Below are 20,181 nucleotides of genomic sequence, written 5' to 3'. Positions count from 1 at the left end.
GCACCGGCCGGCGATGCCGGCGGGTGCGGCCTTCGTGTTGCGGATGGCATCGGCCATGGACATGGCAACGGCGCCGGCGCATGCCGGCGCTTTCGATTGGGACCGCCTCGCGGCCTGCCACCGTGCAGGCCGTGCGGTCTGCCTGCCGGCGCCGCCGCTGTGGCCGATCGCATCAGCGTATCGCCTGGCGATCGCCATCTGCCGGCCCTCGCGCGCGGGTATCCGCTTCTTCTCGGTGCCGGCCCTGCGCTTCTTCGCCGGGGATACCGAGATCCGCGCGCCGGGTGCGCTGCTGCCCGACGCGCGCAACGCATCGGCTGGCGCGTATCTGCGTCGCCTCGCAACCGAGTGTCCAGACGCGCCGGCATGGCTGGACATCGAATCGCCCCTGGTCGTCGATCCGGCGACATGGCGGGATGTCCGCGGTTTTCTTTCTGGTTGGTGCGAACGGCTGGGCTGCCCAGTGCGGCCGGTGGCCTCGCACCTGCTGCTGGGACGCTTCCGGCGCAGTACCAATGACCGCAGGGCCGCCACGCTGCTGCTGCCATTGCTCGGGCAGGTCGCCGTGACCCAAAGCGCCGGTGGCGATACGCAGCGCGTCGCGCCCGGCCAACTGCTGTACAGACCGCCCGGCGAGGCCGTGGAGGTGGCCGAGGACGTTGGGGGTGTCGCGTTGCGCCTGGACATCCCCGTGCAGCGGACGGCCTCCACGCGCGAGCTGATCGCACTGTTCGCCTCGCTGGTGCAACCCGAGCGCTATCCCGAGGGCCTGGTGCCGTATCTCCCGGCGACGCCCGCATGTGCGGCCGACGGCGCGATCGTGCTGCCCGATGCGCTCGCCCGCGATGTCGAGGCGCTCGGCGACTTCGCCGCCGGGCCGAATGCCGAACTCGCCCAGCGCGTGCAGTGGATCGCCCGCGCCAGCGCCTGCGCGTTGGAGCCGGTGCCTGGCTGCGCCGAGCTGCCGGACCTTGCCCCCGACGACCGTATCCGCAGCGCGCCCGGGACCCGCATTCTCGAACTTCCGGCAGGCGAGGGGATGCGGCTGTGGGCGATCAACGGTCACACGCTGGCCGTCGAGGCGACGCCCGGCAGCCGCAGGCTGCGCGAGGCGCTGATGCGGGGCGGATCGTCGACCGTCGCCGCGTTGTGCGGATCGGAGCCGGTGTTGCGGGACGCCCTGGCGCAGTTGTGCGCAGCGCGCGGGGTCGAGTGGACTGCCGCCGACCGTGCCGGAGGGGCCTGAGGCCTTGGCCCGTCGTGTGCGGCGCGATGCGGCCAATGGCCGCGACCCCGGGCGGCCGGCCTCACCTGCCGGTCTCGTGCTGACGCTGCCTGTCGCGGGTTCGACGGTCCGGCTGCCGCCTGACGCCAGGGCGTTCGTGCGCGCCGTCGCACGCGGCGGTGGCGGTGCGCTGTTGCCGCCGCGCGCGCGGCAGCGCCGGGACGGGCTGATCGAAGCGCTCGGGCCCTTGCAGGGCCCGGAGGATGCGCACCGGCTCGCGGCGGTCCTGGTCCAGCCGACGTTCGCGCCGTTCGTCGATATGCTCGAGGCGTTGGGGCCATGGTGCCGTGCCCTGGCGCAGGCCCATGCCGATCTCTTTGCGCGCCGGGTGCTGGGGCTCGGCAACACCGCCTTGTTCGCCCCGTTGATCAGTGACGCGTTCGTCCGCTGCGCCGCCGGCGGGCCCGACACGGCCGAGGCACTCGAAATCAGTCGCGAGCAGTTCCAGCGCTTTCTGGAGCGCTTCGTGCTGCGCCTGCGTCGTGACCTGGATGCCGGGATCTTCGGCGATGCGGTGCGCGGGCCGGTGGTCGGGCTGTGGGCCAGCGCGTCGGAAACGCACAACGGTGGCCAGCGCGTGCTGTGCCTGCGGCTGCGCGGTGGCAGGCGCATCGCCTACAAGCCGCGACCGGTCGATGGCGAGCGGCTCTTTCTCGCCGACGGGGCGGGCCGCGACGCCGCCGCGTTGTTCGCCTGGCTCAATGCGTGCTCACCGGTGTCCGGCCCGGTGCGGCTGCCCACGCTGCGGGTCTGGCGCGGTGCCGGCGCCGACGCTTGGACTTACAGCTGGCAGGACTGGATCGCGCCGCCGCGCCAATGGGGCGTGCTGGACCCGGCGCAGCCGTCGATCGAAGGCGCGCGCCTGTCGCCGCGGGCCGCGGCGAGCTATTGGCGCTCGGCCGGTGCGCTGGCCGTGGCCTGTCATGCGGTTGGCGCCACCGACCTGGGCGAAGGCAACGTGCTGTGCGGCATCCGTCCCGGTGCGCCCGACCCGATGCCCTACATCGTCGATATGGAAGTGTTCGGCTGCCACATGGCGCGCTTGACCGGCACCGGACTGGTCCTGGGCGATGCGCAGACCGGTCACCCGGGTTTCGCGTCCCGCCTGCAGGTCGATGCTGTCGAGGGGCCGGCCGCCGCCTTGTTCGCGGCGCCGGGCGGCGCGCTGGCATTGCGACCGGTGGCCGCGTGGGCACGCACCACGTCGCGGGCGGCGGTTACCGATCTCGCCGGCAATCTCGGCCCTGCGCGCTATCTGCCGGCGATGCTGCGCGGCATGTTCGATGCCTGGACCTGTCTGCTGCATCACCGGCGCGCGTTCGATGCGCATCTGCGGCGGGCGCTGCGCGGTGGGCGCGTCCGCGTGCTGACCAGGCTGACCGCGACCTATGCCCGCGCACTTGCCGCGCAGGCCAGCGGCGCGCCGATCGACATGCGGTCATTCGACCAAGCGGAGCGTACGCAACTGGCGCGTGGCGATGTGCCGTACTTTTTCGCCGCGGCCGGGGGCGGCCCGCTGCAGTGCCTGGCCGCGCCGACGTTTCTGCGCGCCCGTGCGGCCGGGCCGGTGACGCTCGCGCTGCCGTCGCTGCGGCCGGACCTGCATGCGCGGCTGGCCTGGCGCCCCGACCTGGTCGATCTGGCGACGCTGCTCCAGGACGCGGTCGCACATGCGTATCGCGATCTCGAACGCGACGCGCCCGAGGTCTGGCGCGACGGTCGCGGCTGGCGCTTGTGCGATCCGGCGCTGGGCGTCGCGCTGCATCTTCGCAGCGCGCATGCTGGGGAGGTCCACTTCGACTGGCCCGCGGCGAACTGCCGGGTCGTCTACACCTGGAGCCGGCGGCGGATCGAGCTGCGTACGCAGCCGTTACCCGCAGCTGCGCCGCGGTTGCCGGCGGTGGCCCGGCGGCTGCGCGCGATCCAGCGCATCGACGGCGCCCTGCGTCGACAATGGGCCGCGGACGGCTTCCGGGATCGCGCATTGGCTGCGCGCCTTGCGCGGTTGACGCGCGCCGCGCTGACGTGGCTGGAGACGATGCTCGACACGCACGGTTGGCCGACCGTCGCACGCGTCGGCGCCCAGGCCTGCGACGCCGCTGCCACGCTCGCGCAGCACGCCGGCCGCGATGCCGCGACCCTGCAGCGACGCTGTCTGGCACTGGTGAGCGCTGCCGCCGCGCAGGGCGAGGTGCCGCTGCGCCATCTGGCGTATCTGAGCGACGCGGTCAGCGTGCAGGCCGGCCGCCCGCAGCGCTACGGCAGCAAGTTCAGGCGCCGCCGCGGGCGGTGGGTGCCGTACCCGCTGGAGCAGCCCGACCAGGTCGATGCGCGACGGCGCAGGATGGGGCTGCCGCCGCTCGCTGCCTATCGCACGCAGTTGCAACGCACCTACGGAGACGACACGCCATGAACGCCACGCCCTACCTGGAAGTGCAGGGGCCGCTGGACTGGGCGCAGTTCGTCGACAACGGCTGGGATGTGCGACCGGTGGTGTACCGCCAAGGCCGCGCGGCGCCGTACCCTGTCGATGCGGCGCTGCGCGCGGCCGCGGCGGCGGCACGTGAGGCGACTGCAGGCGGGACGGTGTGCCGGTTCGTGCTCGACGATCGCCAGTTGCGGCAGCCTGGCGGCTGGCTGCCGCGCGCGGATGACGGCGACTTCGCGCGCTACGCGCAGCGGGTGCTGCGCGAGGCCGGCACGCGTGCGGGCTACGCGCTGATCGTCAACGAATTCCATCGGCACGACGCCGACATCTTCGAGGCCGGGCGCCGGTTCTTTCGTGGTTTGTGGGCGCACGTCGGCCTGCCGGCGAGCGGGGCGATCACCACGCTGTTCCACGGCAACTACGAGCGCACGCCGGTGGGCGTGCACAAGGACCGCTTCTCGACGTTCGTGTTCGTGCTGCAGGGACGCAAGCGCATGCGCTTCTGGCCCGAGCGCCCCTGGCAGGACGCGGTGGCCACACGGGTCGACTATGCGCAGCATCTGGATGCGTCGTTCGCCATCGAGATCGGTCCGGGCGATCTGCTCTACTGGCCGTCGACGTACTACCACGTCGGCGAGACGGTCGGCGCAGAGGTGGCCACCAGCGTGAACGTCGGCGTCCCGCACGACGGCCATGCGGTGCTCTATGCCCTCGATGCGATCGAGCGCGCGGCCGAGGCCTGCGATGCGGACGAGACAGGGCCGGCTGCCGATGCCTTGGGCATGGAGGACGCCGGACGGCCAGCCGGCGTGGTGCAGGCGCTGGAACGGGCGCGGGACCTGACGTCTGCGCAGGCGCTGCGCAGCGCGGCGACGGCGGGCTATCTATCGCTGTCGACCGGCGGCGGCTTCATGCCTCCGCCGCCGGCGATGCCGCTGGCGGCGCTCGACGACCGGGCGCAGTTGCGGCTGGCCGATCCGGCCTATCCGCTGCTCTGGAGCCACGACGGTGCGTCGGGTGCGGTGCTGTGCGGCGCGGCCGGGCATGTCCGCCGTGTCGAGCGTTTCGACCCGGTGGCCGCCGCCTGGCTGCGGCGCTTCGATGGCGGCGCGGCGATCGCCGTCGACGCGCTGCTTGCGCCGTTCGAAGAGCGGCCCGTAGGGACGACTTCGATGCCTCGAGACGAGGCCCGTGCGCTGCTTCAATGGCTGGTCTCCACGCGTGCGCTCGCCTGCGTATCGGCCGTTTAGCGCACAGCGATGGCGCCCGCACTGGTGCTTGCGTTATGATGCGCCCGCGGTCGGTCGTGACCTGGGTTCGCCCACACGATCGAGCGATGCGAAACGGGATCTGCACCGGTGTTCTGGCTTGCAATTCCGCACCGCTCGCTTCATAATCGCACTCCTGATGCGGGGTGGAGCAGTCTGGCAGCTCGTCGGGCTCATAACCCGAAGGTCGCAGGTTCAAATCCTGCCCCCGCTACCAAATTTTTCGCGTCGATCGATGGGTATCCGCAAGGTGCCCGAAAGCGAAAAGTCTGGGCTTGCCGAAGCTCCTGCTTCGCTTCGGCGCCGACATCCAGTGGTATCGGACAAGGGGCCCGTCGGGCCCCTTGTCGTTTTCCACGACCGCAAAACCGACGCGCGCGTCGGCAGGTCGTCGAAGTGCAGGCGATCGGACGCGGTACCGGACAACGCGAGGGACGAGTGGCGGACAAGGCGACACAACTCAAGACGATGCTGGCGGCGACGGTCGAGTCTCTCGGCCTCGAACTGCTGGGCATCGAATACCTGCCGGCGCCCGGTGGCGCGCTGGTGCGGCTCTATATCGACGTGCCGGCCACCGACCCCGAGGCCGCCGAAGGCGAGGCGAGCGACGGCGAAGCCGGGCAGGGCGTGACCATCGAGCATTGCGAGGCGGTCAGCCGCGAGGTGTCGGCCCAGCTCGACGTCGAGGATCCGATCAGCGGCAACTACACGCTCGAGGTGTCCTCGCCCGGCGTCGACCGGCCGCTGTTCGAGGCCGCGCATTTCGCGCGCTTCGCCGGCCAGACCGCGAAGGTCGGCCTGAAGCTGCCGCAGGACGGGCGACGCCGCCTGACCGGCCGCATCGACGCGGTCGACGGCGAGACCATCACGTTCGACGTCGACGGCACGCCGTTGACGGTGCGCATGGACAACATCGACAAGGCGCGGCTGGTCCCCGACTGGGCCGCGCTGGGCCTGGCGCCGTCGAAGGACAAGGGACGCGCCGCCGGCGCGGCCCGCAACGCAGACAACACACCACGTGACAACAAGCGGCCGCGCAAGCCGGCCGGTGCGGAGTGAATGAAAAGATGAGCAAGGAACTGTTGCTGGTCGTCGATGCGGTCGCCAGCGAAAAAGGCGTCCCCGAGACCGTGATCCTGGAGGCCATCGAGGCCGCGCTGGCGACTGCAGCCAAGAAGCGCTACGTCGATCAGGACGTGCTGACCCGCGTGGCGATCGACCCCAAGGACGGCAGCTACGAGACCTTCCGCCGCTGGGAGGTCGTGGCCGACGACGTGGTGATGGAATCGCCCGATCGCCAGATCCGCCTGATGGACGCGGTCGACGAGGCCGATGGCGTCGAGGTCGGCGACTACATCGAAGAGCAGATCGAGAACGTCGATTTCGGCCGCATCGCAGCCCAGGCCGCCAAGCAGGTGATCGTGCAGCGCGTGCGCGAGGCCGAGCGCCAGCAGGTCGTTGATGCCTGGAAGGACCGCGTGGGCGAGCTGGTGACCGGCGTGGTCAAGCGCGTGGAGCGCGGCAACGTCTACGTCGACCTGGGTGGCAACGCCGAGGCGCTGATCCAGAAGGACAAGGCCATTCCGCGCGATGTCGTGCGCGCCGGCGATCGCGTGCGCGGTTACCTGTACGACGTGCGCAGCGAGCCCCGTGGCCCGCAGCTGTTCATCAGCCGCGCTGCGCCCGAATTCATGATGGAGCTGTTCAAGCTCGAGGTGCCGGAAGTCGGCCAGGGCCTGGTCGAGATCAAGGCCTGCGCCCGCGATCCCGGTGACCGCGCCAAGATCGCCGTCGTCGCCTACGACACCCGCACCGATCCCATCGGCGCGTGCATCGGCATGCGCGGGTCGCGCGTGCAGGCGGTGTCCAACGAGCTCAACGGCGAGCGCGTGGACATCGTGCTGTGGTCCGACAACCCGGCGCAGTTCGTCATCAATGCGATGGCCCCGGCCGAGGTGCAGTCGATCGTCGTCGACGAGGACAAGCACTCGATGGACCTGGCGGTCGCCGAGGACAAGCTGGCGCAGGCGATCGGCAAGGGCGGGCAGAACGTGCGCCTGGCCAGCCGTCTGGCGGGCTGGCAGCTCAATGTGATGACCCAGGACCAGGTGACCGCGAAGTCGGAGGCCGAGCAGGCTGCCGCGCGCCAGCTGTTCATGGACAAGCTGGAAGTCGACGAGGAAATCGCCGGCATCCTGGTCTCCGAGGGCTTCGGCACCGTCGAGGAAATCGCCTACGTGCCGGTCGGCGAGTTGCTCGCCGTCGAGGGCTTCGACGAGGACATCGTCGAAGAGCTGCGCTCGCGCGCCCGCGACGCGCTGCTCAACGACGCGCTCGCGGTCGAGGAAGAAGCCGACGAGAACGCGCCGGCCCAGGACCTGCTGGCGCTCGAGGGCATGGACGAGGACACCGCGTTCGCGCTCGCCGCCCACGGCGTGCGCACCAGCGAGGAGCTCTCCGACCTGGGCGCCGACGAGGTGCTGGAGTTCGGTATCGAGGGCCTCGACGAGGCGCGCGCCGCGGCGTTGATCCTGGCCGCACGTGCCGAGGAAATCGCACGTCTGGAACGGGAGGGGTGATCTGCCGCCCGGTCGTGTGAAGGCCGGGCAGGACGACCCGAAGTCGTAGTCGGACCGTCGGGAAGGCCGCAGTGATGGCGCAGGTCGCATGCCCCTTTGAGGGCCGCGGTCCTGCAGTCGCCCCGGTCCCCGCAGGCGGTCGCGTTCGGAATGCACCCCATGCAGCGCTAGAATGACAAATCCACTGCGCCGCCCCTGCGGCGGCGCGCAAGGAATCGGAATCACGAATGTCGCAACAAACCACCATCCGTAAGCTGGCCGCACTGGTGAACACGCCGGTCGAGAAACTGCTCGAACAGCTGTCCGAAGCGGGCATGCAGTTCAGCAACCCCGACCAGGTCGTGACCAGTGCCGAGAAGCTCAAGCTGCTCGGCTTCCTCAAGCGCGCCCACGGCAAGGGCGACGCCCCTGTCGAGGAAGTCTCCGCGCCGAAGAAGATCACGCTCAGCCGCAGCCGCAAGCAGGAGCTGACGGTCGGCGGCGGCAAGAACCGCCAGACGGTCGACGTGGTCGTGCGCAAGAAGGTCACGCTCAGCCGGCCCGCCGATGGCGGGGCGCCGGTCGATCCGGATGCCGAGCGCGCCGAGATCCTGCGCAAGCTCGAGGAGTCGCGCCAGCGCAACCTCTCCGAGCAGCAGCGCCTGGCCGAGGAAGACAAGCGTCGCGCCGACGAGGCCGAGCAGCGCAAGCGCGAAGCCGAGGCCGAAGCCGAGCGGCTGCGCCAGGCGGCCGCGGCCGCTGCTGCAGTCCCGGACGCCGGCGAGAGCGCGACCGCCCGCAAGCCGGCCGGTGGCCACGCCCATGCGCACAAGGCGCCGGCGGCGCCGCGCAGCGACGACCGCAACGCCAACGCCAATGCCAAGAAGGGCAACCGCGGTTCGCACGCGATGGTGTCGGGCGTCGAGGACGACGACAGCACCGCGCGCTTTGCCGGGCAGTTGCACTTGAGTGCGTCCGACCGGGCGCGCCGCAGCACCAGCACGCGTGGCCGGCCGGCCCGGGGTGGCCCGCAGCGCCGCGGCAGCGCGCCTGCGCGCAGCGGCGCCGGTCCGCACGGCTTCGAGCGTCCGACCGCGCCGGTCGTGCGTGAAGTCGCGATCGGCGAGGCGATCACCGTGGCCGATCTCGCCCAGAAGCTGGCGATGAAGGGCGGCGACGTGGTCAAGGCGCTGTTCAAGATGGGCGTCATGGCGACGATCACCCAGTCGATCGATCACGACACCGCGGTGCTGGTGGTCGAGGAACTCGGCCACACGGCCGTGCGCGCCGATGCCGACGATGCCGAGAGCGAGCTGATCGCCCACGTCGGCGAGTCGCAGGGCGAGCTGACCGCGCGTCCGCCGGTGGTCACGATCATGGGCCACGTCGACCACGGCAAGACCTCGCTGCTGGACTACATCCGGCGCACCAAGGTCGCCTCGGGCGAGGCCGGCGGCATCACCCAGCACATCGGCGCCTACCACGTCGAAACCGACAAGGGCGTCATCAGCTTCCTCGACACCCCGGGCCACGCGGCCTTCACCTCGATGCGCGCCCGCGGCGCCAAGCTCACCGACCTGGTGGTGCTGGTGGTCGCGGCCGACGACGGCGTCATGCCGCAGACGGTCGAGGCGGTGAAGCACGCGAAGGCGGCGAAGGTGCCGTTGATCGTGGCGATCAACAAGATCGACAAGTCCGACGCCGATCCGAACCGGGTCAAGAACGAGCTGCTCGAGCACGAGGTCGTGGCCGAGGACTTCGGCGGCGACACGCAGATGGTCGAGCTGTCGGCCAAGACCGGCGACGGCGTCGACGACCTGCTCGATGCGATTTCGCTGCAGGCCGAGATCCTGGAACTGCGTGCGGTCGCCGAAGGTCGCGCCAGCGGTACGGTGATCGAGTCCTCGCTCGACAAGGGCCGTGGCCCGGTGGCGACAGTGCTCGTGCAGCAGGGTCTGCTGGCCCGCGGCGACTACCTGGTCTGCGGCGTGCAGTACGGCCGTGTGCGGGCGTTGTTCGACGAGACCGGGACCCAGGTGCAGACCGCGGGTCCGTCGATCCCGGTGCAGGTGCTCGGCCTGTCGGGCGTGCCCGATGCCGGCGACGATTTCGTCGTCGTCGCCGACGAGCGCCTGGCCAAGGACGTTGCCCAGCAGCGCGAGACCAAGCGCCGCGAGACGCGCCTGGTGCAGGCGGCGGGCAACCGCATGGAAGACATCATGGCGCAGATGGGCCAGGCCGAGCAGCAGTTGTCGCTCAACCTGGTCGTCAAGGCCGACGTGCAGGGTTCGGTCGAGGCGCTCAAGCAGGCCCTGACCGCGCTGTCGAACGATCAGATCCGGGTCAACATCATCGTCTCGGGTGTGGGCGGCATCACCGAATCGGACGCCAACTCGGCGGCGGCGGCGAAGGCGACGATCATCGGCTTCAACGTCCGTGCCGACGCCTCGGCGCGCAAGGTCATCGAAGGCAACGGCCTGGACCTGCGCTACTTCTCGGTGATCTACGACGTGATCGACCAGGTCAAGCAGGTCGCGTCCGGCATCCTGGGCATGGAGATCCGCGAGGAGATCATCGGCATCGCCGAGGTCCGCGACGTCTTCCGCAGCTCCAAGTTCGGTGCGGTGGCCGGCTGCATGGTCGTGGAGGGCGTGGTCAAGCGCTCCAAGCCGATCCGCGTGCTGCGCGACAACACCGTGGTGTTCGAAGGCGAACTCGAATCGCTGCGCCGCTTCAAGGAGAACGTCGACGAGGTGCGCAATGGCACCGAGTGCGGCATCGGCGTGAAGGCCTACAACGACGTCAAGGCCGGCGACCAGATCGAATGCTTCGAGCGCATCGAGGTGCAGCGGACGCTGTAAGCGTCCGCGACCGATCGGTGGTGGGAGGAATACGTGATCCGCGAACGCGGATCACGGGTCCTTGCCCATCGCAGGATCGAGCCAGGCTTTCGCACCACCCAAGACGACTCACGAATACGAATCACGTGCCGACCAAATCCTTCCACCGCACCGACCGCGTCTCCGCCCAGCTTCGCCGAGAACTCGGCACCCTGGTCCGCGAGGCCGTGTCCGAGCATGGCCTGCCGTCGGTAAGCGTGTCCGACGTCGAGGTCACGCGCGACATGGCCCACGCCAAGGTGTTCGTGACGGCGCTGCAGTCCGAGCGCGCGACCGAGGCGCTGAAGGGGCTCAAGGCGGTCGCGCCCGAAATCCGCTTCCGTCTCGCGCGGGCGGTCAAGCTGCGCCACGTGCCCGAGCTGCATTTCCACTACGACGATTCGGTCGATCGCGGCGAGCGCATCGACCATCTGCTGCGCGATCTCGACGACGGCGGCGAGCAGGCCTGACCGCTCGCGGCATGGCCCGGCGGCCCGGCGTCGCCGGTGTGGCGGGGCCCCGTGGTTCGGGACGACGCCGTGCGCAGGGCGCCTGACGCCGACGCGGCGCCCAGGCCGATGCCGTGGCCATGACGCCGCCCGCATCCCGCGGGACGTCACTCCTCTCTTCGACCGCCGATCCTCAGATGAGCCGTCCCCAGTCCCGCCCGCGTACCAAGTTCCGCAAGCTCGACGGCATCCTGCTGCTCGACAAGCCGGGCGGGTTGAGCTCCAACCAGGCCCTGCAGCGCGTGCGCCACCTGTTCCGGGCCGAGAAGGGCGGCCATACCGGCAGCCTCGATCCGCTGGCGACCGGACTGTTGCCGGTCTGTTTCGGCGAGGCGACCAAGATCGCCGGCGGATTGCTCGGCGCGCGCAAGGCCTATACCACCGTCGCCCGGCTTGGCCAGGTCACCGATACCGACGACGCGGCCGGTCAGTTGCTGCGCGAGCGGCCGGTGCCGCCGCTGGATCTGGCCACGATCGACGCCGCGCTGCGGCGCCTGACCGGCCGCATCGACCAGCGTCCGCCGATCTACTCGGCGCTCAAGCGCGGGGGCGAACCGCTGTACGCCAAGGCCCGCCGCGGCGAGACCGTGGAAGTCGAGTCGCGGCCGGTCGATGTGCACGCCTTCGAACTGCAGTCGGCGGCCGACCTGCTCGACGGCGTGCTCGACCCCGGCGGGGCGCCACAACTGCGCCTGCACGTGGAGTGCGGCTCGGGCACCTATGTGCGCAGCCTGGTCCGCGACCTCGGCGAGTTGCTGGGCTGCGGCGCGCACGTCGCCCAGTTGCGTCGGCTGTGGGTCGATCCGTTCCGCGATCCCAGAATGTGGACGCTCGACGAACTCCAGGCCCTCGCTGCGCGCGGCGAACACCAGCTCGAGGCCTGCCTGCTGGACCTGGAGGCGGGGATGCTGGCCTGGCCGGCCGTCCACATCGATGCCCGCCAGGCGGCCCGGCTGCAGAACGGGCAGTCGCTGCCCGGTCCGTTCGCGGCGGCCGGCGAGGTCGCGGTCTTCGGGCCGAACGGGCGGGCCGAGGGGCTGGCGCAGGTGCAGGGTGACGGCAGCCTGTGGCCGCGGCGCATGTTCCGGCGCGCGGCCGCCCCGGACTGAGCACGCCGAATGAATACGTCGCCTTGTTCGGCCAGGCCGCAGGCGATACAATCTTGGCCGCCTTTTTCCAGGCGAAATGTACTCTCCATCCACAGGCGGTCCGGGCGGTACGTGACGGTTGATCCGTCGCTGTCTCTGCGGGACGCGCGTCAAGAGCGAAACACATGACCACGATCGACAACAGCAAGATCATCGAAGAACACAAGCGCGGCGACAACGACACCGGCTCGCCGGAAGTCCAGGTCGCCCTGCTGACCGCACGTATCGTGCACCTGACCGAGCACTTCAAGACGCACAAGAAAGACCACCACAGCCGCCGCGGCCTGCTGATGATGGTCAACCGCCGTCGCAGCCTGCTCGACTATCTGCACCGCAAGGATGCAGACCGCTACAAGGCGCTGATCGAGAAGCTCGGCCTGCGTCGCTAAACCCGTCTCCCCCCGCGGCGCAGAAATGCGCCGCGGTCGTTTTTTGGGCGCGCGCAGCGTCCACCCGGTCGGGGCAAGGGTTCCGTCCGGTCCATCGCAAGAGTCATCAAGGGAATTCAACGTGGCAAAAGTGACAAAGAGCTTCCAGTTCGGTAACCAGACGGTGACGCTCGAAACCGGCGAGATCGCCCGCCAGGCCGGCGGCGCGGTCATGGTCTCGTGCGAAGGCACGCAGGTGCTGGTCACCGCAGTGGCCAACAAGACCGCGCGCGAAGGGCAGGATTTCTTCCCGCTGACCGTCGATTACCAGGAGAAGTTCTACGCAGGCGGCCGGATTCCGGGCGGCTTCTTCAAGCGCGAAGGTCGCGCGACCGAGAAGGAGACGCTGACCGCGCGCTTGATCGACCGTCCGATCCGTCCGCTGTTCCCCGAAGGGTTCCGCAACGAGGTCCAGGTCATCGCCACGGTGATGTCGCTCAACCCCGAGGTCGACGGCGACATTCTCGCCCTGATCGGCGCCTCGGCCGCCCTGTCGCTGTCGGGCGCGCCGTTCGACGGCCCGATCGGCGCGGCGAAGGTCGGCTACAAGAACGGCCAGTACCTGCTCAACCCCACGACCAGCGAGCTGGTCGACTCCGAGCTCGAGCTCGTCGTCGCCGGTACCGCCAAGGCCGTGCTGATGGTCGAGTCCGAGGCCAAGGAACTGTCGGAAGACGTGATGCTCGGCGCGGTGGTGTTCGGTCACCAGCAGCAGCAGGTCGCGATCGCCGCGATCAACGAGCTCGTCGCCGAAGCCGGCAAGCCGAAGTGGGACTGGCAGGCCCCGGCGGCCGATGAAGGCCTGATCTCGACCCTGCGCACCGCCATCGGCGAGCAGCTCGCGGGTGCGTTCCAGGTGCGCGACAAGCTCGAGCGCAAGGACGCCATCTCCAAGCTCAAGAAGGCGATCCTCGAAACCATCGCACCGCACGCCGAGGCCAACGCCTGGTCGCATGGCGACCTGTCGAAGGAGTTCGGCGAGCAGGAATACCAGACCATGCGCAACTCGGTCCTCAAGACCAGGAAGCGCATCGACGGTCGCGGCCCGGCGGACGTGCGCCCGATCAGCTCGAAGGTCAGCGTGCTGCCGCGCGTTCACGGCTCGGCGCTGTTCACCCGCGGCGAGACACAGGCGATCGTCGCCGTCACGCTGGGCACCGCCCGCGACGGCCAGATCATCGATTCGGTCGCCGGCGAGTACAAGGAACACTTCCTGTTCCACTACAACTTCCCCCCCTACTCGGTGGGTGAAGCCGGCCGCATGATGGGCCCGAAGCGTCGCGAGATCGGCCACGGCCGCCTCGCCAAGCGCGGCGTGCTCGCGGTGATGCCGACGATGGAAGAGTTCCCGTACACGATCCGCGTCGTGTCGGAGATCACCGAGTCGAACGGTTCCTCGTCGATGGCCTCGGTCTGCGGTTCGTCGCTGGCGCTGATGGATGCCGGCGTGCCGGTCAAGGCGCCGGTCGCGGGTATCGCGATGGGCCTGATCAAGGAAGGCGATGACTTCGTCGTCCTGTCCGACATCCTGGGCGACGAGGATCACCTCGGCGACATGGACTTCAAGGTCGCCGGCACCACGAACGGCATCTCGGCGCTGCAGATGGACATCAAGATCCAGGGCATCACCGAGGAGATCATGAAGGTCGCGCTGGCCCAGGCGAAGGAAGGCCGTCTGCACATCCTCAACGAGATGAGCAGCGCGCTGACCACGCCGCGTGCCGAGCTCAGCGAGTTCGCGCCGCGCCTGATCACGATGAAGATCCACCCCGACAAGATCCGCGAGGTCATCGGCAAGGGCGGTTCGGTCATCCAGGCGATCACCAAGGAGACCGGCACCCAGATCGACATCCAGGACGACGGCACGATCACGATCGCGTCGGTCAACGGCGCTGCCGGCCAGGCCGCGAAGTCGCGCATCGAGCAGATCACCTCCGACGTCGAGCCGGGCCGCATCTACGAGGGCAAGGTCGTCAAGCTGATGGACTTCGGTGCATTCGTGACGATCTCCCCCGGCAAGGACGGTCTGGTCCACGTGTCGCAGATCTCCAACGAGCGTGTCGAGAAGGTCGGCGACGTGCTCAAGGAAGGCGACGTGGTCAAGGTCAAGGTGCTGGAAGTCGACAAGCAGGGCCGCATCCGCCTGTCGATGAAGGCCGTCGCCGAAGGCGAGGGCACGCCGGCCGAGTAAGGCCTGGCGTCACGAGATGAAGAAAAGCGGGCCGAAAGGCCCGCTTTTTTTTCTTTGCGAAGTTACGGTCATCTTGCTTCTGCGTGCTCTGAACGGGAGTTCGTCTCCGGAGCGCGCGTCGCGCCGGTCGGGGACTGCTCACCGGCTCGGTCAGCCCGCTCCGCGGTCCGGCCCGGCGAAGCACGCCGGGCGTTCGTGCGGGCTGCGCGGCATGCCGCACGAGCAGCCCACACTCACCCATGGCTGACTCGCCGCCGCGGGCCATCCCTGGCCCGCTATCGCAATCCCCGACCAGCACGACGCACTGAGTCCGAAGGCGCACGACTTCTTCCAGCAGACGCGAGGCGTCTACCGACGTCGGGTTGCACTCGTTTGCTGTAGCGGCCTGCCGGCCGGTGGCCGCGTCGAGCGCGCCATGGATGGCGCGCGCCCGAGTCAGGACAGGATGTCCTGCCGAGGGGGAAGCGGCTTCCGGCCGGCAGGCCGCTGACCATCCGAAGTAGAGCCCCCCAGTCGCGGGGAATAAGCACCGTGTGTTCTTTTCGACGTGCGAGAAAGTGCGGGTGCGCAGTTCAGGCCTCGAGGCTGACGCCTGGCGGCACGGTGCCGGCGGTGTGCAGGCGCGGTGCGACCTCGGCCCACCAGTCCGCGTAGACCTCACTGTCGAGATAGGCCGCGAAGCCGACATCGTCCGGCATCGCGCCCGGATCGCAATCCAGCCGGCCCTGCGCGAGCAACGCACACAGCGTGCGCAACAGCGGAAGGTCCGGCAGCGCCTGCTCCAGGAACAGGAACTGGCCCGCCTGGTTGACCTCGATGAAGTGCAGCGCGCCGCTGCGATCGACCACGAGGTCGACGCAGCCCAGCGCGAGATCGAGCTTGCGGTGCAGCGCGAGCAGACCGTCGCGCCAGACAGCCGGCAGCGCGTAAGCGGACGTCTTCACCGCACCTGCGATCGAGGCCGACCGCCAGTCGACCACGTCATCGTCGTGCGGCGCATCGAGGCGCGCTGCGAACACGTGCGTGCCGATCACCGTCACCCGCAGATCGCAGACCTTGTCGATCGCCTGCTGGTAGATGCCCGGACACAGCTGCAGGCTCGCATCGGAGGCGAGCATGTCGGCATCGACGACCCGCGCGTAGGTACTGAACAACCGACCGCTGGCATCCTGCCAGCTGTGCGTCTGGAAGGGCTTGTAGACGACCCGACCGTGGCGCGCGACGAACGCGCGGATGCGCGCCGGGTCGCTGGACATCAGCGTGGCCGGGAACGGCAGGTCGAGCTGCGCGGCGGCCTGCAACTGGACGAACTTGTGCTCGGCGCGCAGGGCCGAGGCCGGCGGATTGACCCACAGCGGACCGGCAATGTCGCCGGCCACCGCGTGCAGATTGCCGGCGAAGCGGCGCCACTCATCGCCGACGAAACGCTGGTCGGACTCAGCCACATTCGGCAATGTCGCCAGGGGCATCGGGCGTCGGAACCACACACTGCGCGGCGTGCCGTCCGGTCCCCAGCTGTCGACGATGGGAGCGGCGTCAGGCGCGATCTCGAGCGTCGGCGCACCTTCGTGCCAGCCGGCGATCCAGCGTGAGGCAACGCCCGCGCGTTGCAGCCCCCAGCACGCGGCGGCGGCATGGATGTCGTGCGCGAGCGACGACACGATCAGGGGTGCGGTCATGGCGTTGGCAGCATCGGCCATGCAATGCGGCCGGCCGTCGGGGGACGGCCGGCCGCGTCGGGATCGCAGCGGATCAGACGACGCCCGGATCGCCCGGATCGTCGCCGTTGGGGCCGGTGGCATGCGTGTGGTCGGGCTTGCCGCCGGCGACAGCGGCGACCTCGTCTTCGGTCAACTCGCGGGCGGCGAGGCGTGCGATGGGGCGGACATGCTGCGCGTCTTGATGGCTCATGTTTCCTCCAGTGGCTTCCGGATTGAAAGGGGCCGGTCCGGATCCGGCGTCTTCGATGCTAGTCGCCCACAGGCACGATGCGGAACCCCGGATTCCGGACCTGCGTCGTGTTTCCGAACTTTCGATGCGCGCGGTCAGGCGCCGTTCGTGTCGTGCGTACCGTCGTCTTCGGCGACGCGCCCATTCACCAGCCGCACGACGCGATCGGCACTGCGCACGGTCTCGGTGCGGTGCGCGATGATGATGCGGGTCGCGCGCAGGTCGGCGATCAGCGCATTGACGGCGCGCTCGCGCGGCACGTCGAGGTGACTGGTGGCCTCGTCGAGCAGCAGCAGATCGGGCTGGCGGTACACCGCGCGGGCGATGATCACGCGCTGCTTCTGGCCGCCCGACAACGCCGAGCCCATGTCGCCGACCAGCGACTCGTAGCCCATCGGCATCGCGGCGATGTCGTCGTGGATCTGTGCGATCCGGGCGGCCGCTTCGATCCGGTCCAGCGTGGCATCGGGATCGAACACGCTGATGTTGTCGGCGATCGAACCGGCGAACAGCACGTCGTCCTGCATCACCACGCCAAAGCGGGCGCGATAGCGCGCCAGGCCCAGGTGCCGGATGTCGACGCCGTCGATCAGGATGCGGCCCTCACTGGGCGCCAGCAGCCCCAGGATCAGTTTGGCAAGCGTGGTCTTGCCCGAGCCCGAGGCGCCGGTGATCGCCACCGATTCACCGGCTCTGACCCGCAGCGAGCAGTCGCGCAGCACCCAGGGGCCGCTCTCGTCGTAGCGGAACGACACGCCCTCGATCATGAGCTCGGGCGCGGGATCGGGGCCGGAGTGCACGGCTTCGACATCGGCCTCGGGCGCGGCCAGCGCGACATCGGCGATGCGCTCGCCGTGCATGCCCAGCAGGCGGAACTCGACCAGCTTGTCGACCAGCGCGCCGCCGCGCATCGCCAGCAGATCGGCGTAGGTGACGAACACCACCATCATGCCCGCGGTGAACCGACCGTCGAGCACCAGCAGCGCACCCAGCCAGATCAGGCCCACGCGCATCAGGCCGAAGATCAGCTTGGAGAGCGCGCCGAAGGTCGCGGTGGTGCGCGCGATCGCGGCCTCGCGCGAGGCGACCTCCAGCGTCGCGTTGCGCAGCCGCGCCAGGCGGGCGGCTTCCAGGCCTGCAAGCTTGATGGTCTGGATACCGCCGATCGACTCGATCATCTGGCTCTGCTGCCGCCCCAGGTGCACCAGCTGGGTCTCCTTGAGGTCGCGCAGGTGGCGGTAGGCGAGCCAGCGCAGCAGCGCATACAGCGCGAAGGCCAGCAGCACCAGCGCGGTCAACGGCCCGCTGTAGAACAGCAGCAGCGCGAACACCAGCAGCACGGTCAGCCCGTCGAGCACTGCCTCGACGAAGCTGCCGGTCAGCGTCTGCTGGACCGACTGCACCGACAAAAAGCGCGACAGCACGCCGCCGACGCTGCGCTTTTCGAAGTAGTCCAGCGGCAGCCGCAGCAGGTGCGCGAACAGGTTGCCGATCCACTGCGCATTGAGCGAGGCGCCCAGGTCGGCCACCAGCCAGCCGCGCACCGCCGCGATCGTCGCCTGGAACGCGACCACGCCGATGAAGCCCAGCCCGATCAGCGTCAGCAGGCTGGTGTCGGCGGTGACCAGCACGCCATCGATCGTCCATTGCAGCGCGAGCGGCAGCAGCAGCGTGAACAGCTCCAGCGACAGCGCCAGCAGCAGGATCTGCGTGGCCGCCGGGCCGATGCCGGAGATCCGACCGAACAGCGCGCGCAGCGGCACGCGGGTGCGGTCGGAAATCGGGGCGAAATCGGCGGCCGGCGTGAGTTCCAACGCCACGCCGGTGAAATGCCGGCCGAGCTCGGCCAGCGGCATTGTCACCGCGCCGCGTGCCGGGTCGTGGATCAGCGCCTGCCCGCGCGACACGCGCACGAGCACGACGAAATGGTTGAGGTCCCAATGCAGCACGCACGGCGCCTGGAGCGTGTGCAGGTGCTCGGGTTCGGTGCGCAACGGGCGCGCTTCGAGACCGAGTTCGCGGGCGATCGCCATCAGCCGCGACAGGCTCGCGCCCTGGATCGGAATCGGGAACCGCCGGCGCATCGCCGCCAGGTCGAGATCGTGGCCGTGATGCACCGCGACCATCGCCAGACAGGCCAGCCCGCATTCGGCGATCTCGTTCTGCTGCACGACCGGCACGCGTCGACGGGAAGACAGGGGCATCAGTCGGCTCGGGCGACGGTGGGGCGGGCGAAGCGATCGCCGAACAGGCGTTGGTACAGCCGCTGGCGTTCGAGGATCAGGTCGGCATCGACGCCGATGTCGGTGCGCAGCGCGGCGTCGGCGCCCGGCACGTCCTGGCGGTCGGGCCGCACCAGTACGCGATACAGCGGCACGCCGGGATCGGCGCCGGTGCGCGCATGCGCCGGCGCGGGCTGCGCGGCGCGCGCCACGCTGACCACCTCGCCGGGCTGTTGGCCGTAGCGGCGGTGCGGGAAGGCGTCGTAGCGCATCTCCACGCGCTGTCCCGGTGCCAGATGCGCCACCGCCTGCGCGGGGACCCACAACTCGGCGACGAAGCGCGCATCACTGGGCACGATCGTCAGCAAGGGCTCGCCAGCGGCGACCGGACTGCCGGTCGACAGCCCCGAGGTGCTGACCACGCCCGGACGCTGGGCGCGCAGCCGGATCGTGCCGCGCGCGCGGTTCTCGGCATCGCCGCGGTCCAGGTCGGCCAACGCCTGGACCAGGGTGCCGCGCTCGGTGGCCCGGGCCAAGGCCTGCTCGCGCAGGCTGCGGCGTCCATCGGCGAGCCGGCGCTCGGCCTCCAGACCCGCACGCCGGGCGGCGCCAAGCGCGGCGCGCGCGTCCAGGGCCTGGTTCTCGTACTGCTGGACCTGGACCTCGCTGACGATGCGCGCCTCGCGCAGCGGCTGCAGCCGGGCGAACACGTCTTCGGCATTGGCGGCCTGGCGCTCGCGCAGCGCGATCTCGTCGCGCGCCGAGCCGACCTCGTCGACCAGCGTCGCCAGCCGCGCCTGCAGGTCGGCCTCGCGGGCCGGCTGGGCGATGTCGAAGGCCTGCAGCGCCGCACGCAGGCGCGTGCGCTCGGCCTCCAGGCCCTCGGCCACCCGCGCCGACAGGGGCGCGCCGCCATCGGCGAGGTCGCGATCGACCGCGATGTCGAGCAAGGGATCGCCGGCTGCGACGGTCGCGCCGTCGGCCACGTGGACGCGGACGACGACGCCGGCCTCGGGCGCCTGCACGCGCTGCAGGCCCTCGGCGGGTTGCAGCGTGCCCGAAGCGCGCACGGTCCGGTGCAGGCTGCCGAACGCCAGGGTCGCGGCAATCGCCAGCAACGCGGCGCCGCCGAGTGCGGCGAGCAGCCAGCCGCGGCGCGGCACCGGCAGGGAAACGGTGCCCAGCCACGCCTCGCGGCGCGCACGCAGCACTTCGTCGCGGAACAGCCCCTCGCTCATCGGGCGCAGGACTCGTGCTGGCGGGGCGGTACGGTGGGCGGCATTCCCCGATGGTGCACGGGCCGCGCGCCGATCGC

General features: G+C 70.1%; 14 protein-coding genes and 1 tRNA gene. 11 read left to right on the top strand and 4 right to left on the bottom strand.

What is annotated here, in order from left to right; all coding sequences use genetic code 11:
* The first annotated feature begins 55 nt into the window (after positions 1-55).
* The 11 genes from FHW73_RS09755 (at position 56) to pnp (ending at position 14,694) form a co-directional block, all read left to right on the top strand.
* A complete protein-coding gene (locus FHW73_RS09755; protein ID WP_183426493.1) occupies positions 56-1,246 on the top strand; it encodes a hypothetical protein in 1,191 nt (396 codons plus the stop codon).
* Between the two features lie 4 nt (positions 1,247-1,250).
* Positions 1,251-3,698 (top strand): DUF4135 domain-containing protein, encoded by a 2,448-nt coding sequence (locus tag FHW73_RS09750; protein WP_183426492.1) that lies wholly within the window; start codon positions 1,251-1,253, stop codon positions 3,696-3,698.
* Complete coding sequence (locus FHW73_RS09745; RefSeq protein ID WP_183426491.1) at positions 3,695-4,963, top strand: cupin domain-containing protein; 1,269 nt, start codon at positions 3,695-3,697, stop codon at positions 4,961-4,963. The genes FHW73_RS09750 and FHW73_RS09745 overlap by 4 nt, the downstream gene beginning before the upstream one ends.
* 158 nt (positions 4,964-5,121) lie before the next feature.
* Positions 5,122-5,198: transfer RNA gene (locus tag FHW73_RS09740), tRNA-Met, on the top strand.
* A 179-nt stretch (positions 5,199-5,377) separates the two neighbouring features.
* Entirely contained in the window at positions 5,378-6,040 is a 663-nt protein-coding gene (rimP, locus tag FHW73_RS09735; RefSeq protein WP_221187498.1) for a ribosome maturation factor RimP, read from the top strand.
* A gap of 8 nt (positions 6,041-6,048) precedes the next feature.
* A complete protein-coding gene (gene nusA / locus FHW73_RS09730) occupies positions 6,049-7,560 on the top strand; it encodes a transcription termination factor NusA (RefSeq protein WP_183426489.1) in 1,512 nt (503 codons plus the stop codon).
* 227 nt (positions 7,561-7,787) lie between these two features.
* Entirely contained in the window at positions 7,788-10,400 is a 2,613-nt protein-coding gene (gene infB / locus FHW73_RS09725; RefSeq protein WP_183426488.1) for a translation initiation factor IF-2, read from the top strand.
* 125 nt (positions 10,401-10,525) lie between these two features.
* Positions 10,526-10,888, top strand: a complete 363-nt coding sequence (rbfA, locus tag FHW73_RS09720) for a 30S ribosome-binding factor RbfA (RefSeq protein ID WP_183426487.1) — start codon at positions 10,526-10,528, stop codon at positions 10,886-10,888.
* A gap of 176 nt (positions 10,889-11,064) precedes the next feature.
* On the top strand, positions 11,065-12,036 hold the full coding sequence (gene truB, locus FHW73_RS09715; RefSeq protein WP_183426486.1) for a tRNA pseudouridine(55) synthase TruB: 972 nt from the start codon (positions 11,065-11,067) through the stop codon (positions 12,034-12,036).
* Between the two features lie 164 nt (positions 12,037-12,200).
* The gene (gene rpsO / locus FHW73_RS09710) at positions 12,201-12,464 is read left to right on the top strand and encodes a 30S ribosomal protein S15 (RefSeq protein ID WP_183426485.1); all 264 of its coding nucleotides are present in this window, start codon (positions 12,201-12,203) and stop codon (positions 12,462-12,464) included.
* Positions 12,465-12,585: 121 nt separating this feature from the next.
* Positions 12,586-14,694, top strand: a complete 2,109-nt coding sequence (gene pnp / locus FHW73_RS09705; protein WP_183426484.1) for a polyribonucleotide nucleotidyltransferase — start codon at positions 12,586-12,588, stop codon at positions 14,692-14,694.
* A gap of 572 nt (positions 14,695-15,266) precedes the next feature.
* Here the strand turns inward: pnp and FHW73_RS09700 are convergent.
* The 4 genes from FHW73_RS09700 to FHW73_RS09685 all read right to left on the bottom strand — a co-directional run bounded on the left by FHW73_RS09700 (position 15,267) and on the right by FHW73_RS09685 (position 20,104).
* Complete coding sequence (locus tag FHW73_RS09700) at positions 15,267-16,373, bottom strand: hypothetical protein (RefSeq protein WP_183426483.1); 1,107 nt, start codon at positions 16,371-16,373, stop codon at positions 15,267-15,269.
* A gap of 73 nt (positions 16,374-16,446) precedes the next feature.
* Positions 16,447-16,605 carry a hypothetical protein gene (locus FHW73_RS09695; protein ID WP_183426482.1) on the bottom strand — a complete coding sequence of 53 codons (159 nt, stop codon included), beginning with the start codon at positions 16,603-16,605 and terminating at the stop codon, positions 16,447-16,449.
* 134 nt (positions 16,606-16,739) lie between these two features.
* Positions 16,740-18,848 (bottom strand): peptidase domain-containing ABC transporter, encoded by a 2,109-nt coding sequence (locus FHW73_RS09690; RefSeq protein WP_183426481.1) that lies wholly within the window; start codon positions 18,846-18,848, stop codon positions 16,740-16,742.
* The gene (locus FHW73_RS09685) at positions 18,848-20,104 is read right to left on the bottom strand and encodes an HlyD family efflux transporter periplasmic adaptor subunit (RefSeq protein WP_183426480.1); all 1,257 of its coding nucleotides are present in this window, start codon (positions 20,102-20,104) and stop codon (positions 18,848-18,850) included. Before FHW73_RS09685 ends, FHW73_RS09690 begins: the two co-directional genes overlap by 1 nt.
* Positions 20,105-20,181 lie beyond the last annotated feature (77 nt).

The sequence above is a fragment of the Luteimonas sp. RC10 genome (assembly GCF_014192745.1).
Lineage (GTDB): Bacteria > Pseudomonadota > Gammaproteobacteria > Xanthomonadales > Xanthomonadaceae > Luteimonas.
This window is presented reverse-complemented; position numbering and strand designations above follow the sequence as displayed.

Coding starts and splice junctions, on each gene's coding strand:
- FHW73_RS09755 (WP_183426493.1), top strand. CDS start 56: ATGGACATGGCAACGGCGCCGGCGCATGCCGGCGCTTTCGATTGGGAC.
- FHW73_RS09745 (WP_183426491.1), top strand. CDS start 3,695: ATGAACGCCACGCCCTACCTGGAAGTGCAGGGGCCGCTGGACTGGGCG.
- nusA (WP_183426489.1), top strand. CDS start 6,049: ATGAGCAAGGAACTGTTGCTGGTCGTCGATGCGGTCGCCAGCGAAAAA.
- infB (WP_183426488.1), top strand. CDS start 7,788: ATGTCGCAACAAACCACCATCCGTAAGCTGGCCGCACTGGTGAACACG.
- truB (WP_183426486.1), top strand. CDS start 11,065: ATGAGCCGTCCCCAGTCCCGCCCGCGTACCAAGTTCCGCAAGCTCGAC.
- rpsO (WP_183426485.1), top strand. CDS start 12,201: ATGACCACGATCGACAACAGCAAGATCATCGAAGAACACAAGCGCGGC.
- FHW73_RS09700 (WP_183426483.1), bottom strand. CDS start 16,373: ATGACCGCACCCCTGATCGTGTCGTCGCTCGCGCACGACATCCATGCC.
- FHW73_RS09695 (WP_183426482.1), bottom strand. CDS start 16,605: ATGAGCCATCAAGACGCGCAGCATGTCCGCCCCATCGCACGCCTCGCC.
- FHW73_RS09690 (WP_183426481.1), bottom strand. CDS start 18,848: ATGCCCCTGTCTTCCCGTCGACGCGTGCCGGTCGTGCAGCAGAACGAG.
- FHW73_RS09685 (WP_183426480.1), bottom strand. CDS start 20,104: ATGAGCGAGGGGCTGTTCCGCGACGAAGTGCTGCGTGCGCGCCGCGAG.